Consider the following 16,580-nt stretch of genomic DNA (forward strand, 5'->3'; position numbering starts at 1 on the left):
TCTATGCACAATTCTATTTTTCACGGGGGAGTGAGAAATTAGATAATATTGTAACAATAACAATTTATCATTAAAGGTTGCAGAAATCAATAGAAATACCAGATATTAATGTTATTTAAGAAAAATGTTGAATCTTTTTAATACAATTTATTAATATATGACAAAAAGTACAGATTTTTAACAAATTGATTGTATATTTTTTCCTGTTTCCCTCCATAATATTTATGGAAGGAGTGTGATACCATGGGAAAGAATTTAGAAAAGCATGATTTTACAGAGGAATTGCTGATGAAGTACGAAATAGCGGAGGAACTGGGGTTAATTGATAAGCTAAAGCGATTTGGATGGGGTGAATTAACGGCCAAGGAAACCGGAAGAATTGGCGGCCTTATGACAGTGAGAAAAAAGCAATCCAACAAAAATAGCAGGTAAAAAAAGCATGCTTTTCCTAAAGGGATCGGGTATAATAGGATGGTACCTAAAAAGAAATATATGAAGGAGTTCTTTATGGAAAGGCAATATGGGGAATTTGCTTATGTTTATGATCGTTTAATGGAAGAGGTTGACTACCTACAATGGATCACTCATATTGAGAGTGTGTTTGAAAGAGCAGGAATTACACCCAAGAAATTGGTGGAATTGGCCTGTGGAACCGGGAATATAACCATTCCCCTGGCTAAAAGGGGATATCAGATGATGGGAATCGATATATCAGAGGATATGCTGATGGTGGCCAGGGAAAAGTCCCTTGACCAGGGCGCCGATGTTCTTTTAATCCAGCAGGATATCTGTCAATTGGAGCTTTCCGGAGCCTACGAGGCTATTTTATGTCTATGTGACGGTGTTAATTATATCCTTGATACCGAAGGGCTTTCAGGGGCCTTTCAATCAATATATCGACACTTGAGCCCAGGGGGCGTGTTTCTGTTCGACATAAGCTCAAGCTATAAGCTAAGAGAAATTTTAGGAAACCATACCTTTGGTGAGAATCAAGGGGATTTATGCTATCTCTGGGAAAATTATTTTGATGAATCCCAAAGGGTGATCGATATGAATTTAACTTTTTTTATACAGGAGAACAAGCTCTTTCGAAAGTTTGAAGAGTTACACCGACAAAGAGCCTATGAAATTCAAGAGCTGGAGTCTTTACTGAGGATATCAGGCTTTGAAAAGATCCAATACTATGATGGTTTTTCCTGGAACCGGCCCCGTGAAGATAGTCAACGTATTCTCTTTATTTGTCAACGATAAACGGGGTGGAGAACAGGAAAAGGTTTCGATTTCCTTTAGTTGACATTTAAGTTCTGTTATGTTAAAATAGTTAGGAAATGAGGGTACGAAGTATCATCGTTAATTTGATTTATTTAGGAGGAATTTTTAATGGAAAAAGGTACAGTTAAATGGTTCAATGGTGAAAAGGGTTATGGGTTTATCACAAGGGAAAACGGTGAAGATGTATTCGTACATTTCTCAGCAATTACAATGGATGGATTCAAAACATTAGAGGAAGGTCAAACAGTTGAGTTCGAAGTAACTCAAGGAGATAAAGGACCACAAGCTACCAATGTAGCTGTTGTAAGATAATAGCTAAATATAATATTATTTAAATGATGTTGTAGTGAACCCCAAGGGGTTAACATATAGCTGAATGGGCAAGTTGGTGAAACCAACTTGCTTTTTTATGAAATAGACCTTAATTATGAAGTCAGATTTAATTGGGTATGATAGTAATGAGGTGATTAATTTGAATAACAAGGTAATAAGAGTAACAGCAGCTAACAATCAAATCAGAGGATTCTTTTCTGAAACAACAGGAATGGTACAAAAAGCCATGGAATTTCACCAGGCCTCACCTGTGGCCATTGCAGCCCTGGGCAGGACCTTGACGGCGGCTTCCATGATGGGCTTGATGCTAAAGGGAGAAGATCAACGGCTTACAGTAAAAATTAATGGAGGCGGGCCCCTGGGCACCATCCTGGTGGTGGCAAATGAAAAGGGAAATGTAAAGGGATATGTGGCAAATCCCCAGGTTGAATCTACCAATATCAGGCCTGGAAAGCTCAATGTTGGGGCTGCGGTGGGAACCAGTGGTGAGCTGACGGTCATTAAAGATATGGGAATGAAAGAGCCCTATGTGGGAACATACCCCCTGGTGTCAGGGGAGATCGGTGAAGATATGGCCGCCTACTTTATGAATTCCGAACAACAGCCCTCTGCTGTAGCACTGGGGGTATTAATTGATGTAGATTACCGGATTAAGGCCTCCGGAGGCTTCATTATTCAGGTGCTTCCGCAAATTAAAGAAGAAGCTCTGAACATGCTTGAAGAAAGGCTGAAGCGGCTTGAATCTATTACCACGTTGATGGAGAAGGGTTTAACAGCCTATGACATAGCACAGCATGTGTTGGGAGAAATGGATTTAAAGGTTTTGGCCGACTATGAAGTAGATTTTAGCTGCGATTGCCATGAGGAACGATTAGAGCGGGCCCTGATCAGTATTGGCCAGGAAGAGCTTAAGACAATTATTGAAGAGGATGGCGGAGCCGAAATGGTTTGTCACTTCTGTAATAAAAAATATTACTTTGATAAGGAAAAGCTTACAGAGCTGCTAAAGGAAACCAGGTAAACTTTTTTCGATTAACAAAGAAAAATATTTGAATTTACCTGTTGAGTTTTTAATATAATTAAAGTATAATATATTGTGCAATCCACAATTGGTGGTCTGGGGCAAGGATAAACTGGAATTTAGTTTGAATTTGCGCTGGGCGCCATACTTTGGCGGCATAGCCAAGTGGTAAGGCAGAGGTCTGCAAAACCTTTATCCCCAGTTCAAATCTGGGTGTCGCCTCCAAAAATTATTAAAAGTAAACCCAACTTTGGGTTTACTTTTTTTTATGGATTTAATATGCCTTGAATTGATTATTGTATACAGAAAAATAGAAAATCACACAAAATATGAATTACATAAGTTAAATAAAATGAGAAAAAAGTCCTAAAGTGAAAAAAATGTATTATTTTATGAAAATTTGTAGAAACTTGCAAATTAATTTTGTATAATTTAACTAAGTTGGGTATCAAATGTAACGGGATATGGTTGAATGAAATTGTAGCTGTAGCGAAGGTTTCAAACGCATTAGAGATTATGAACAGAATATGCACTCAAAATTTAATAAGGTAAGGTGATTATCTAATGGATAAGGAAAGAATGTACATCGAAGCAATTGAGGAAATATCAAAGGTAACTGGGATTGATGATGTTGGTTACCACACTGTTATTGATGGAAAACTTGTCCCCCGTTACAAAAGAGCTTCAGGGCAATTGGAAGATGAAAAATGGAAGGAAATCCATGGAAAGAACTCTGTGTATGTAAAGGATAACCCAGTGCTCCTGGAAGTGATTGAACAGCAAAAAACTGTTGTCATCAATGATACCGACAAGGATCAACGTTCAGCAGAGGTTTTTGGGCAGTTTAATATTAAAAGTATAATGGTTATTCCCGTTAAGGGTAGTAAAAGTATTGAAAATATCATCGTTGTTGCATCAATTGGAAAACTGCATGATTTTACAGAGGAAGATCGTATTTTCAGTGAAAAAATTGTAGACAGACTATCTTGCTAGAGGAGGGACCAATGATGAAAGTATCACAAGGAATATTGAGGTATTTAGAAATCAATGAGGTGAATTATGTCTTTGGTATTTCAGCAGGAACAGTAAGTGGTATTTTCGATGGACTGAACGATGTTAATATTAAGCCCATTATTTCCAAAAATGAAGCTGGTGCTGCCTATATGGCGGCCAAATATGCCAGTGTATCTAAAAAGCTAGGAGTCTGCATTGCCGCAGGCGGGGTGGGTACCAATAATATGGTTAACGGAATTGCCGATGCCATGAGGTCAAAGGTGCCCGTACTAGTGATAACAGGTTATGTACATCGGTGGCAAATAGGAAAGGGAGCCATACAGGAGCTGGATACAGAACCAATATTAAGGCCCATTACAAAGTACAGTAAAACGATATTAGATGAAAAGCAGGTTTTGGCTCAATTAAAAAAGGCAATGGAGATAGCCTTAACGCCACCCTATGGTCCTGTTCATTTATCAATTCCTATTGATATACAGGTTGGTCCCCTTTATGAAGAAATTCCAGATAAAATTGACCCTGCTGCTTTGAAGCATCCCTTTGATCAAAGGACCGTTGATGAAGCATGTGACATAATAAATAGAGAGAAAAATGGTATCATTATGGTAGGAAAGGGCTGCCGAGGTCTTTCCAAGGAGGTTATGGCCCTTAGTGAGCACCTGCAATGGCCTATTATTACGACTCCCGAAGGAAAGGGAGGGGTGTATTACGATTTTCATTTAAATTTAGGTAATTATGGCTTTTCAGGGTCTGAGACGGCTACAGATTATGTTGAGAATTCTGGGGCCACCTGTTTACTGGTTTTAGGAAGCAGTCTTGGAGAATCGGCCACCAGAAATTACAACTCGGTTTTGGTAGCAGGAAGAAAGGTTATTCATGTAGATTGGGATGAAAAAGAATTGAACAAGGTGTTTCCGGCAGACGTGGCGATACATAGTGATTTAGCCGAGGTCATTCCGGCATTAATTAAAGGAACCAATCCTGCCGCCGGTAAATTTCAAAAAGAAGAAATTTTAGACCCCTATCAAAGGAATCATACAGGTCTGTCAATACGATTGTTTCTTGAAAAGATGACTAGGCTGCTGCCCAATAATACCTATTATGTATCTGATATTGGAGAATATATGAACTTTGTATTTAAATTTCTTCAGCTTCCCCCGGGAGCAGAATTTGAAATTAGCTTGAATTATGGGGCAATGGGCTCTGGAGTGGCCGGTGTAGTGGGAGTTAAGCTGGCTGATCCAGATAGACTAACCGTTGTCATAACCGGAGATGGGTCTTTTCTGATGAATGGTACGGAAATTTTTACGGCCAAGGAAAATAAGCTGCCAATTCTTTATTTTGTAATTAATAATGCCATGATGGGATATGTAGAGCATGGACATACCTTCTTATATGGCAGAAGCCTGGAAGGCTTTAAGCAGGAGCGAATTTCTATTGCTAAAATGATGGAGGCCGCCGGTGTGAAAGCAATTGCTATTGATAGCTATGAAGGGTTAGATCAGATTCCCGAAATGGTGAAGGATCTCAAGGGACCCTGTGTGGTTGAACTGATTACTGATGGAAGTGAGCCTGCTCCTGTTGCAGATAGATTTAAAGCGCTAAGTGGCACAAAAAAATAAAGGAGGATTAAATCATGCTTATTAAGGATGAAAAGGGGAAGTTTGAAATTAACGTGGACCCTGTCAGATGCATCGCCTATGATAAAAATATCGGCCTGTGGGATGCCCAGGATTTTGAACGCTATCACAATGTTTTTGCAACAAAAATTGTCCCTTTGTTTAAAGGAAAAAAGTGGGCAAAGTGCAGTGATTTAAGAGAGTACAAAACCTCGAATATCAGCAATGAGCTTAAATCCCATTTAAGCTGGGCTGAAAATAATGGCTTTAGCTGTGCTGCCATTGTACTTGACAGTACTATCATTAAAATGCAAATGAATCGCAGCAAAAGTAATGTTGTCCAACCCAATGCCTTTGCTTCATTGGAAGAGGCAGATGCTTGGTTAAAAAGCCAGGGCTATTAAAAATTTAATAGTTAAAATTTTTAAAAAAACTGTCCTTAATATAGGGCAGTTTTTTTTGGTCACAGTAATTAAAAATAATACATATACTACTATAGTTAGAATAAATAGGGGGCTTATTTTATCATGTTGAATCAGAAAATAAAAGGGTATGTACTAATATAACAGGAATTGATTCAACTTTTTAAATTGGTTAATTTACAATATACTGACAGGGCAAGAGGAGAATATCACCGTTTATATCACATATACTACTAGTACAGCGAAGGGAGTGAACAGCATGAAGCTTTTAACCATAGCCTCAGATAGAAGTATTGATTTAATTTCTTCAAAGATTAAAAGACAGCTTATGCCTTATTTAAATGAAGGCATAGAGATTGAAGAAGAGGTTAGCTTTGGCGAACCCTTTTACTATATTGAGTATAGTGTGAAAATTGAAAGCATCAATCATTATCCGCTGAGTGATTTTTTAAGTATCTTTAAATATAGTATTGCCAACGCATTATGGGATTATATACAATGCTATGAAGAAAATCAATTAATCACAAAAATTCTCAATCAAGAGTACGATTACTTTGATGAGCGAGAAAAATTAGAAATTGAAAGAAATGCCATGGATCTGTTGAAGGAAGAAAGTGAAGAGGCCCTACTGATAAATCAAGAGGCTTATTCCAGAAAATCAAGGGTCTTAAAAAGACTGATGGATCACTTAAATGAACAGATAGAAATCAATATAAGAGGTTTTATTACCTTTAGTCTGAAGGATTATATGATGGATTTGGAAGAAACCGTTGAAAGAGCCATTGAAGACTTTATCAGCAATAAAGAATATAATGATTTTATTAAGCTGCTAAAATACTTCGTAGATATTCAAGATTCCAAGGTAAAAATAATACACCTGGTGTTGGATCAAGACCATCGTTATAAGCTGTACGACGAACAATATCAATTAATTAATAACGACTACCTTCGGGAAATTGCCAGCGAAATTACCGAAAATAACTTTTTAAGCTATGAAGACATTTTGATGAGTGCCTTGATAACCATGGCTCCAGAACAAATCATGATTCATCAATTTCCCGGAATGGGAAAAACAGAGGTAATTAAAACCATCAATCGGGTCTTTGCTTCTAAGGTTACTCTTTGTAATGGTTGCGAGCTGTGTTCAATAGAATCAAATTTGGGAAAGGAATAGCCTGAAGGTAGAAGTTATTTGAATATTTTTATTTAAACCTTAGCCTTGGGAGAACCAGGGCTTTTATTTATCTTAACAGGGATAGATTTTCAGGGTTAATCGTGATATAATACTAAATTATTCAAGTTGTACACTAGAAAGGATGGCCCAAAATGAAATTCGCACTAGTACTTATTCTGGCAGCAATCGGTGCCTTAATTGGCTGGATAACCAACTATATTGCAATTAAGCTGCTGTTTAGACCCTTTGAACCTGTAATGATTCCCCTGTTAAACATAAAGCTACAGGGGCTGATCCCTAAGAGGAAGAATGAAATTGCCAAAAGCATAGGAACGACAATTCAAGAGGAGCTGCTTTCCATAGAAGAAATTATTGAGCAGTTTATTTCAAATCAGGATCAAAGTGCCTTAATAGAAATTATCAAAAATAAAATTAATCGTGTACTGGAGGAGCGGTTGCCCGGAATTTTACCTGCATCCCTTAAAAGTGCCATAAAACGATATATTGATGAGGTAATAGAACAAGAAGCAACCGACTTAATCAATGCTTCGGTGGAGAACATGATTCACTCGGCGTCAGAAAAAATTAATCTTGCTGAAATGGTAGAAAAAAGGATTAATCGTTTTCCAATGGACAAGCTTGAAGAAATGGTTCTTAGAATTGCCAAAAGAGAGCTGAAGCATATTGAGGTCCTGGGAGGAGTCTTGGGTTTTATCATTGGACTAGTTCAAGGTATAATAATTATGTTATTGTAGAAAAATAGTGATTAGATACTTGACAAGGGGGATATGAATTGAATATAATAAATCTTAACATATTGAAAAAGCAATGATGAAGGAAGAGTAGGCTAGCCCCAATACCTAGAGAGGAAGCATCCCGGCTGAAAGTGCTTCTGTAGATGATTAGCTGAAAACTACCTTCGAGCTATTTCTGAGTAATCGAAAGGATGAAAGGAAAATCGGTGATTCCGTTAACATCAATGAGTTGGGTTTTAATCAATTTAGGTGGAACCGCGGGAACAGTCTCTCGTCCTATGCTTTTAGGATGAGGGGCTTTTATATTTTTTAATGAAAGGGAGGTTTAGAACATGGAAAAGGTAAAGATAACTTTAAAGGATGGTTCTGTCAGAGAGGTGAACCAGGGGACTACTGTCTATGAAATTGCCAAAGAAATCAGTGAAGGATTGGCCAGGGTTGCCGTAGGCGGAGAAGTAAACGGTCAGGTGGTGGATCTTAGATACCCCATAGAGGCAGATTGTGAGCTAAATATCCTTCGATTTGAGGATGAGGGCGGAAAGGAAAGCTTCTGGCATACCACCTCCCATATTCTTGCCCAGGCGGTAAAAAGACTGTACCCCAATACAAAGCTGGCCATCGGCCCCGCCATCGATAATGGATATTATTACGATTTTGATTCTGACCATAAATTTACACCAGAGGATTTAGAAAAAATCGAGGCGGAGATGCAGCGTATTGCCAAAGAAAAGCTTGAAATCAGCCGGTTTGAACTGCCAAGGAATGAAGCAATCGAGCTGATGGAAAAGCAGAATGAAGACTACAAGGTTGAGTTGATTCAAGACCTGCCTGAGGATGAGGTAATTTCCTTTTATCGGCAGGGAGAATTTACCGACCTTTGTGCAGGCCCCCATTTGCTTTCAACAGATAAGGTAAAGGCTATTAAACTCTTAAGCGTAGCAGGGGCCTATTGGCGAGGAAACGAAAAAAATAAAATGCTACAAAGAATCTATGGAATCTCCTTTGAAAAGAAGAAGGACCTGGAGGAATATCTGCATCGGCTTGAAGAAGCTAAAAAAAGAGATCACCGTAAAATCGGTAAGGAGTTAGATCTTTTCAGTCTACAGGAGGAAGGGCCAGGGTTCCCCTTTTTCCATCCCAAGGGAATGGTGTTGAGAAATCAGCTGGAGGATTTCTGGAGAAAAGAGCATATTAAACGGGGATATGATGAAATTAAGACTCCTATTATACTCAATGAGCAGCTATGGCGTCAATCGGGACACTGGGCCCATTATCAAGAAAATATGTATTTTACAGATATTGATGATGAACGTTATGCAGTTAAGCCGATGAACTGCCCCGGTGCGATTTTAACCTATAAACGAAAAATGTACAGCTACCGGGATTTCCCTCTCAGAATGGGAGAATTGGGCCTGGTGCATCGCCATGAGCTTTCTGGGGCCCTTCACGGACTCATGCGGGTAAGATGCTTTACACAGGATGATGCCCATCTATTTATGCTACCGGAGCAAATTAAGGAAGAGATCATAGGGGTAATTGATTTTGTAGACTATGTCTATACCCTTTTTGGGTTCAAGTATCATGTAGAGCTTTCCACAAGGCCTGAGGATTCCATGGGAACCGATGAGGAATGGGATTTAGCCATCAGCTCCCTGAAGGAAGCCCTCGAAGCCAAAGGACTTCCTTACAAAATCAACGAAGGAGACGGAGCCTTCTATGGCCCCAAAATTGACTTCCACCTGGAGGACTGTATTGGGCGTACCTGGCAGTGTGGTACAATTCAATTGGATTTCCAAATGCCCCAGCGTTTTGATTTAACCTATGTGGGGGCAGATGGAGAAAAACACCGGCCCATTATGATTCATCGGGTACTCTATGGCAGTATTGAACGATTTATTGGTATTCTGATAGAGCATTATGCAGGAAAGTTTCCAACCTGGCTGGCTCCGGTACAGGCGAAAATTTTACCCATTACCGATAAGCATATGGCCTATGCTGAAAAACTTAGAGATAACATGAAGGAAAAGGGAATCCGGGTTGAGCTAGATTCCAGAAATGAGAAAATTGGTTATAAAATTCGGGAAGCCCAGCTACAAAGGGTACCCTATATGCTCGTACTAGGTGATAAAGAAATAGAGGCAGATTCAGTGGCGGTTCGATCCCGAGACCAGGGTGAAATGGGTGTTATGGCTTCAGCCCAATTTATCGAGAATATCATCAAGGAAATTGAGAATAAGCAAATGTAAAAATTTTAAAAGCTGTAAGATATAATGGAGAAGCATCTGCCGAATACTAAGCTGGCAGATGCTTTTTGATATAACAATGTACCTGCTATTTTATACAGACAGCCTTGACGGGGTCAGGCAATTCATTGAATCCTTTGGTTGTCTTTGTCATAAATCTCCTTTCTCTGTTTAAGCTTTCACATCTGATTTACCCATCCAATGAATGGCCCCTGCACTGATAGAAGCAATGTATAAAAGATTCATTATAAAAAATATAAGATGGCTGCTTTGGGATGAAAGGCTTGTCTGGCTGAGTACGCCCATCCCCATGGTCAGTAAAGAATGGGGAAAAAACAGACCTAAATGAATGACATATATTCCTAGGCCAAGAAAGGATGCGCATAAACCAATACCAATAGGAATAGCAAAACTGCGGATACCCATAGACAGTGCCAATTGCATGCTGGAGATTGAAAGGGCAGCGATCCAGCCCCTAAGCAGCCATCCAGGTAGTTCGCCAGGAAGGGCAGCGGTTAATCCGATCAGCCTTCCGCCAATGAGGTATAACAGAAAAAAGAAGCCTTGAACAAAAATCAACAGTATGCCAACTACAATCAATTTAGCCACGAAAATCGTGGTTGCTGATACGGGGGCGGTCATAATCATATTCCAGTTTTTATTAAGATGCTCCAGCCTCCACATAAAGGCACAGCAAATAGCAATTAGAAGGGGAAAGAAAAATTCCCCATAAAATAAACCCACCTGGGACCATAGGCTATACCATTCCTGCTCCAGTACACCCTGGTTCATGTAAAAATTAGCACAGCCAATTAATATACTTACAAGGGGAAGAACCACCAGGATCACCCATATATGGGAATGACGCAGCTTCATCCACTCAGCAGTAACACATCTTCTTAACATATTCACCCTCCTTATACCTCTTGCCTGGATAAATGGCAGCTTCCAACCAGATAAATAGCCATTCCGACTACAGCCAGTACCACCATCCCAGGCAGTAATGAACTCATATCCCGTACAATAAACTGTATTGTTTCACCTGTATAGCTTTGTGTAATGGGGCTTAGACCTGTGTAGTAGGACCATATAAGAAATTTTCGTATACCCGATGGAAATAAATCCCCAGCCATTCCAATAAAGCCTCCGATCATCCCGAGGGATAGTGCGAAGGCCTGGTTTTTCAATGCCATGGAGGCCCATTGCTGTAGTGCAATAATGATCATGCTTGTTAAGGCTGTTCCCATTAAGAAGCGAGCCAGCAGAAAAAAGGGTACAGACTGCCCAATACCGTAGATAACAGCAAATGCTGCCATGGCAATTACCTGCAATATACATGCCCACAGCATAACGATAGAAGCGACGATATATTTTGCAGCATAAAGCTCACTCTTCTTGACAGAAACGGTCAGCAACAGCTTCCACGTATTTCCTTTATGCTCCATATCACAAATACGAGATACGCATATTGCTGATAGAATGGGAAAAAACAGTCCATTTATAGAAGACAGCATTGCAATCAGCGGTTCCCATCCTACATTGGCAGGATTACGGGAAAAGGATACGCCGGCCGCCATAAAGGCCCAGGTGATTTCCACCAGTAAAAACGATGTAACCATCAAGAACAGATGCTTATGACGTAATTTGTAAAATTCAAGGGTAATGGCCTTCATTACAGGCTTCCCTCCTTTCCAGTAATATCTAGAAAAATGTTTTCCAGGGTCTTTTTTTGTTCTTCGATACGTAGAACATCAATACCAGCTGCCACTAAATTTCGATTCACTTGAATAACCTGTTCATCAGTCAACCCTTCCAATACTAAAGAAGTCTCACTTTGTGTCAAAGAGAAACCCTTAGCTGAAAGAAGCTCCTGTGCCATCCTGTTGTTTCGTGTTTTTATCCTGATAGTCGGTTGGTTTTTGTTTTTCAGTACATCCATTCTCCCTTGAAACATCATCATTCCATCCTTAATAATACCTACTGAGGTTGCAATCTGCTCAATTTCAGCAAGAAGATGACTGGAAATCAGTACTGTCATTCCATAACGCTGAGGCAGTGATTTAATCAGTTCCCGAATTTCACCGATTCCGGCAGGGTCAAGGCCATTTGTAGGCTCATCCAGAATCAAGAGCCTTGGGAAAGATAACAACGCCATGGCGATTCCCAGGCGTTGCTTCATTCCCAGGGAATATTGACTTACTTTTTTATCCTTTTGGTTTTCCAACCGAACAATCTTCAGCGCTTCCGAAACATTTTTGTGGGGTGCATCCCTAAGTCTTTGGATAATACGCATATTTTCAAGGCCAGTAAGATGCCCGTAATAGGATGGGGATTCAATGAGGGAGCCGGTTTGACTTAAAATAAGACGACGGTTTACTGCAAAATCCTTTCCAAAGACCATGACACTGCCTTCAGTGGGTTGGGTCAACCCCAAAATCATTTTTAATGTGGTGGATTTTCCTGCCCCATTGGGGCCCAGAAAACCATAAATATCACCTTCACATACCGATAAATTGATATCCCTTACACGGTAAACATTGTCGTAACGCTTGGAAAGATTGCGGGTAAAAACAACTTGACTCATATTACTTCCTCCAATCTGTTTAACAGGTTCTTGATTCAAAGCATAACAGGTCAACCTTTCTTCAGGCTGACAATAACCTTACATCAACCTTAAATCATAAAAAAGGAATAATATAAGGGCGAAATGAGAAAAAAAGTAATATATAATGATTGTGGGTGATTTTATATGGATGATATAAAAAATAAAAAACTGCTTATTGTTGATGATGAAGATGAGATCAGGAATATGCTGGATACTTTCCTGCGTAAAGAAGGGTTTACCCGTATTTATCAGGCTTCTAGCTGTGAGGAAGCGTTAAAGCAATGTCGGTCTGCTAAGCCAGACATTGCCATTTTGGATGTTATGCTGCCTGACGGAGACGGATTTTCACTTCTTTCGTCCTTACGACAATTATCAGATATGCCAGTCCTTTTTTTATCAGCAAGGGGTGAAGATGAAGATCGTTTATTAGGACTTGGACTTGGAGCGGATGATTATGTTGTAAAGCCGTTTTTACCACGGGAACTGATTCTGCGACTAATGGCAATACTGAGACGGGTTTATTTGCCCCTTAAGCAGGATCAACGGCCTGTCTTTCAGCTGGGGGGCCGCATGATTGATCTTGAGAGCGGTATTGTTCGGTTTGATAGCGGTGAATATCCCTTAACGGCAAAGGAACATACATTACTGTTTAAGCTCTATGAAAATCGAAATCGTATTGTAACCAGCGATGCCCTTTGTCAGGCTGCATGGGGAGATGATTATTATGGCTACGAAAACACACTAATGGTTCATATCCGCCGCATTCGTGAAAAAATCGAATCGAACCCTTCTAATCCGGAATATTTGCTGACCATTCGAGGGTTGGGATATAAGCTGATGGTAAAGGAGAAATAAAAATGGAGGGGACAGTGCGTATCTTAAAACGCTTTATCGGAGCAACCATGGCCATATCAGCTTTTCTGCTGGTTTTCAACTTAATCTTGTTAGGTACCTGGGTTCTTAAGGGAATGGAAGAGAGTCAGTCTTCTGCCGGCCTTGTTCAATTTGTGGCAGAGGGTTTGCATCCCTCAGCCAATACTTATTCTTTGGAATCCCAGGCACAAAGATTATTGCAGCAGAATGATGCATGGGCAATGTTGATTGACGCTGCCGGGCACGTAGTATGGAGCTATATGCTCCCCGAAGAAATTCCCGAAGCATATTCACTAACCGACGTGGCCAGGTTTACCAAGGGCTATTTGTTGGATTTTCCCGTTTTTGTGTGGGCCCATGATGAAGGGCTGGTGGTCATGGGGTATCCGAAAAACAGCTTAGCAAAATACCAGTATATCCTTGCGACACACTGGGTTTCTGATCTGCCTTTAAGAATGGCCTCTTTAGTTATGGTAAATATAGTACTGGCATTATTTTTATCGCTGCTTATCGGCTATAGATTAATTCGTTCCATCAAGCCCCTGATCCAAGGAATACAATCCCTGGCAGAGGATAGGGAAACCTTTGTAGAGCCAAAGGGGATATTACGAAACCTTGCACAGCATATCAACCGTACATCGGCCTTATTACAGCAAAGAAATGAAAGCTTACAAAGCAGGGATGAAGCCCGCTCCAACTGGATTGCCGGTATTTCCCACGATATCCGAACGCCCCTTTCGATGGTGTTGGGTTATGCCAGTGAGCTGGAGGAAAATAGTCATATTCCCACGCAGCAAAGGCACCATGCCGCTATTATACGGCAGCAGGCAGAAAAGCTGCGTGCTCTGGTCAGTGACTTAAACCTTGTTTCAATGCTGGAATATGAAATGCAACCCCTCAATAAAAGACCCATTCGGCTATCTGTATTGGCAAGACAAATTGCATCGGAGTTTTTAAATAATGGGCTGGATGAAGGGTATACGCTGGATGTGGAAATTTCAGATGAAGGTGCTCAGGTCAATGGAGATGAAAGGCTGCTGAGCCGTGCCATTACAAACCTGATACAAAACAGTATTAACCATAATCCTGATGGCTGCCTGATACGGTTACAGACAGCCTTTAATGCAGACCATAAAACCTGTAGCTTCATTGTAGCTGATAATGGCAAGGGAATTTCTGAAAACGAATTTTTTGATCTGCTGGAATTACCCTATTCCTCTAAAAGAAGAGGGACCCGTTATAATGGCCATGGGTTAGGGTTACCCATGGTTGAAAGAATTGCAAGGGCCCATCAGGGGCGTTTGATATTATCAGGCGATTTGGGAAAGGGGGTGAGGGCAGAAATTGTTTTACCTGCCATCAAGCCCAATAAAGAGAAGTCTTAGAAAAGCAAGAAGACGATGCAGGCCTTTAATTCATCGTCTTCTGTATTTAATATATTATACTGCCTTTAGCTCCTGATCTTCAAATTTAAATTCCTCTAAAAGGGTAGTTAGCTCTTCGCAATTAAGGGTTTCCTTTTCCAATAGGGCACCAGAGATTTTATCAAGGGCTGGCCGATGACATTTTAGCTGCATTAGGGTCTGTTGATAGCATTCGTCAATAATTTTATTCATCTCCCGGGTAATCGGTTGGCTTAATCCCCTGGTGATTCCGGGTTCCTGGCTTAATACGCCTAATTCACTCATGCCATATTCACAAACCATTTGCAGGGCAATATCAGAAACCTTTTTCAAGTCATCCTTTGCTCCGGTAGACAGATGATTAAAGACCAATTCCTCTGCTGCCCGTCCTCCCAGCATAACCATAATTTTATGCATTAGCTCCTGCTTGGTCATAATATAACGATCCTCCTGGGGCATATGAAGCACATAGCCCAGTGCCTGCCCCCGGGGAATAATCGATACCTTTTGTACCATATCGGTGCTGAGAATTTTTCCGATCAGGGCATGGCCCGCCTCGTGATAGGCAACAATTTCCTTTTCTCTAAAGAGTACCGTGGGATTTTTAACCTGAAGCCCTGCAATAACCCGTTCAATGGCAGCCTCAAAATGATCTGGCGTAATGATTGTTTCGTTTTTTCGAACGGCTATAATGGCTGCCTCATTGGCAATATTAGACAGATGGGCTCCACTTAGTCCGTGGGTTTTTTTGGCTAAATCACAAATGTTGACATCAGGGCTCAGGGGCTTATTTTTAGTATGAACCCTTAATATTTCCTCCCTGGCCCTAACATTGGGGTTACCAATATACATATGGCGATCAAAACGGCCGGGTCTTAAAAGGGCTTCATCTAATAAATCCAATCGGTTGGTGGCACCGATCACCACCACTGTTTGATCGGTATTAAAGCCGTCCAGCTCGACTAAAAGCTGGTTAAGGGTTTGATCCTTTTCATTATTGCTGTCAAGATGCCTTTTGGCACCAATTGCATCGATTTCATCAATAAAAATGACACTGGGGGCTTCTTTTTTTGCCTTTTCAAAGAGAGTCCGAATTCTTTTGGCACCGACACCAACATACTTTTCAACAAATTCAGATCCGCTGGCAGAAAAAAAGGCAGACTTTGTTTCCCCTGCCACTGCTGAGGCCAATAGGGTTTTACCAGTTCCCGGAGGGCCGTAGAATAATATACCCTTAGGTATTTTGGCGCCCATTTTAATATATTTCTCAGACTTTTTAATGAAGTCGATTACTTCAATGAGCTCCTCCTTCACCTCATCCAGGCCTGCCACATCCTCAAAGGTGATTTTGGGTTTGGTAAACATCTCTGTATTGTTTTGATCCTTTTCCTTTTTTTCATTATTAATGGTCGCATGGGCATATTGAGGGGATTTATCTAATCTGATATAATAGATAAAAAGAAAAAGGGTAATTCCTATCACTAAAATTCGATCTCCGAAGGTAAAGGTACGATTAACTTCACCATTGGTCCATAGTCCGTAGCTGGAAATGACCGTTAGAGAAAGAAAAATACACAGTAAAATAAATACAATTCTTTTCTTCATTAATTCACCACCCTATCTATGTGTTTACAAGTAGCATGCCCCAATTATGACAGAAAAATAATGGATTTATCTGATAAATTAATAGGCAAATAATTGTAATTTATTTTTGGAATCAGGGAATCCTTTTAGATAATGATATATTTTCTTTGAAAACAAATTTTAAGTTTTTGTTGACAAAAGTACTGGCGGCTGATAAGATATTATAGATAACAAAGCAGAAGGTTTCCGCTTCTCACCCTGC

At 40.2% G+C, this 16,580-nt stretch carries 16 protein-coding genes, 1 tRNA gene and 1 other annotated feature; of the genes, 13 read left to right on the forward strand and 4 right to left on the reverse strand.

What is annotated here, in order from left to right; all coding sequences use genetic code 11:
- The first annotated feature begins 243 nt into the window (after positions 1-243).
- From ACYQ1I_RS10950 to thrS, 11 genes are all read left to right on the forward strand, one after another.
- Positions 244-432: an alpha/beta-type small acid-soluble spore protein gene (locus ACYQ1I_RS10950; RefSeq protein WP_459765187.1), complete on the forward strand. Its 189-nt coding sequence runs from the start codon at positions 244-246 to the stop codon at positions 430-432.
- A 60-nt stretch (positions 433-492) separates the two neighbouring features.
- Positions 493-1,251: a class I SAM-dependent DNA methyltransferase gene (locus ACYQ1I_RS10955; protein WP_459765189.1), complete on the forward strand. Its 759-nt coding sequence runs from the start codon at positions 493-495 to the stop codon at positions 1,249-1,251.
- Positions 1,252-1,380: 129 nt separating this feature from the next.
- Complete coding sequence (locus ACYQ1I_RS10960; RefSeq protein WP_459765191.1) at positions 1,381-1,584, forward strand: cold-shock protein; 204 nt, start codon at positions 1,381-1,383, stop codon at positions 1,582-1,584.
- A 115-nt stretch (positions 1,585-1,699) separates the two neighbouring features.
- Entirely contained in the window at positions 1,700-2,626 is a 927-nt protein-coding gene (gene hslO, locus ACYQ1I_RS10965; RefSeq protein ID WP_459765193.1) for an Hsp33 family molecular chaperone HslO, read from the forward strand.
- Positions 2,627-2,777: 151 nt separating this feature from the next.
- Positions 2,778-2,851 (forward strand) — tRNA-Cys (locus ACYQ1I_RS10970).
- A gap of 339 nt (positions 2,852-3,190) precedes the next feature.
- The gene (locus ACYQ1I_RS10975; protein WP_459765195.1) at positions 3,191-3,619 is read left to right on the forward strand and encodes a GAF domain-containing protein; all 429 of its coding nucleotides are present in this window, start codon (positions 3,191-3,193) and stop codon (positions 3,617-3,619) included.
- Between the two features lie 14 nt (positions 3,620-3,633).
- The gene (locus ACYQ1I_RS10980) at positions 3,634-5,262 is read left to right on the forward strand and encodes a thiamine pyrophosphate-binding protein (RefSeq protein WP_459765197.1); all 1,629 of its coding nucleotides are present in this window, start codon (positions 3,634-3,636) and stop codon (positions 5,260-5,262) included.
- 14 nt (positions 5,263-5,276) lie between these two features.
- A complete protein-coding gene (locus ACYQ1I_RS10985) occupies positions 5,277-5,663 on the forward strand; it encodes a hypothetical protein (RefSeq protein ID WP_459765199.1) in 387 nt (128 codons plus the stop codon).
- A gap of 277 nt (positions 5,664-5,940) precedes the next feature.
- Positions 5,941-6,855, forward strand: coding sequence for a sporulation protein YtxC (gene ytxC / locus ACYQ1I_RS10990; protein WP_459765201.1), 915 nt, complete (start codon positions 5,941-5,943; stop codon positions 6,853-6,855).
- A 152-nt stretch (positions 6,856-7,007) separates the two neighbouring features.
- Positions 7,008-7,610, forward strand: coding sequence for a DUF445 domain-containing protein (locus ACYQ1I_RS10995; RefSeq protein WP_459765203.1), 603 nt, complete (start codon positions 7,008-7,010; stop codon positions 7,608-7,610).
- 64 nt (positions 7,611-7,674) lie between these two features.
- Positions 7,675-7,892: a binding site (T-box leader), on the forward strand.
- A gap of 50 nt (positions 7,893-7,942) precedes the next feature.
- Entirely contained in the window at positions 7,943-9,856 is a 1,914-nt protein-coding gene (gene thrS, locus ACYQ1I_RS11000; protein ID WP_459765205.1) for a threonine--tRNA ligase, read from the forward strand.
- A gap of 168 nt (positions 9,857-10,024) precedes the next feature.
- On the opposite strand, the gene ACYQ1I_RS11005 is transcribed toward thrS, so the two are convergent.
- Genes ACYQ1I_RS11005 through ACYQ1I_RS11015 form a run of 3 tightly spaced genes read right to left on the reverse strand, consistent with a single transcriptional unit; the run spans position 10,025 to position 12,437 of the window.
- Positions 10,025-10,759 carry an ABC transporter permease gene (locus tag ACYQ1I_RS11005; protein ID WP_459765207.1) on the reverse strand — a complete coding sequence of 245 codons (735 nt, stop codon included), beginning with the start codon at positions 10,757-10,759 and terminating at the stop codon, positions 10,025-10,027.
- A gap of 11 nt (positions 10,760-10,770) precedes the next feature.
- Positions 10,771-11,526, reverse strand: coding sequence for an ABC transporter permease (locus ACYQ1I_RS11010; protein ID WP_459765209.1), 756 nt, complete (start codon positions 11,524-11,526; stop codon positions 10,771-10,773).
- Positions 11,526-12,437, reverse strand: a complete 912-nt coding sequence (locus ACYQ1I_RS11015; protein WP_459765211.1) for an ABC transporter ATP-binding protein — start codon at positions 12,435-12,437, stop codon at positions 11,526-11,528. The genes ACYQ1I_RS11010 and ACYQ1I_RS11015 overlap by 1 nt, the downstream gene beginning before the upstream one ends.
- A 165-nt stretch (positions 12,438-12,602) precedes the next feature.
- Here ACYQ1I_RS11015 and ACYQ1I_RS11020 point away from each other — a divergent pair, with 165 nt between their 5' ends.
- Both ACYQ1I_RS11020 and ACYQ1I_RS11025 read left to right on the forward strand, forming a co-directional pair.
- Positions 12,603-13,313: a response regulator transcription factor gene (locus ACYQ1I_RS11020; RefSeq protein ID WP_459765213.1), complete on the forward strand. Its 711-nt coding sequence runs from the start codon at positions 12,603-12,605 to the stop codon at positions 13,311-13,313.
- Between the two features lie 2 nt (positions 13,314-13,315).
- On the forward strand, positions 13,316-14,716 hold the full coding sequence (locus ACYQ1I_RS11025) for a sensor histidine kinase (protein WP_459765215.1): 1,401 nt from the start codon (positions 13,316-13,318) through the stop codon (positions 14,714-14,716).
- Positions 14,717-14,770: 54 nt separating this feature from the next.
- On the opposite strand, the gene ACYQ1I_RS11030 is transcribed toward ACYQ1I_RS11025, so the two are convergent.
- Complete coding sequence (locus ACYQ1I_RS11030) at positions 14,771-16,339, reverse strand: ATP-dependent metallopeptidase FtsH/Yme1/Tma family protein (RefSeq protein WP_459765217.1); 1,569 nt, start codon at positions 16,337-16,339, stop codon at positions 14,771-14,773.
- Between the last annotated feature and the right edge of the window lie 241 nt (positions 16,340-16,580).

The sequence above is a fragment of the Alkaliphilus crotonatoxidans genome (assembly GCF_054658015.1).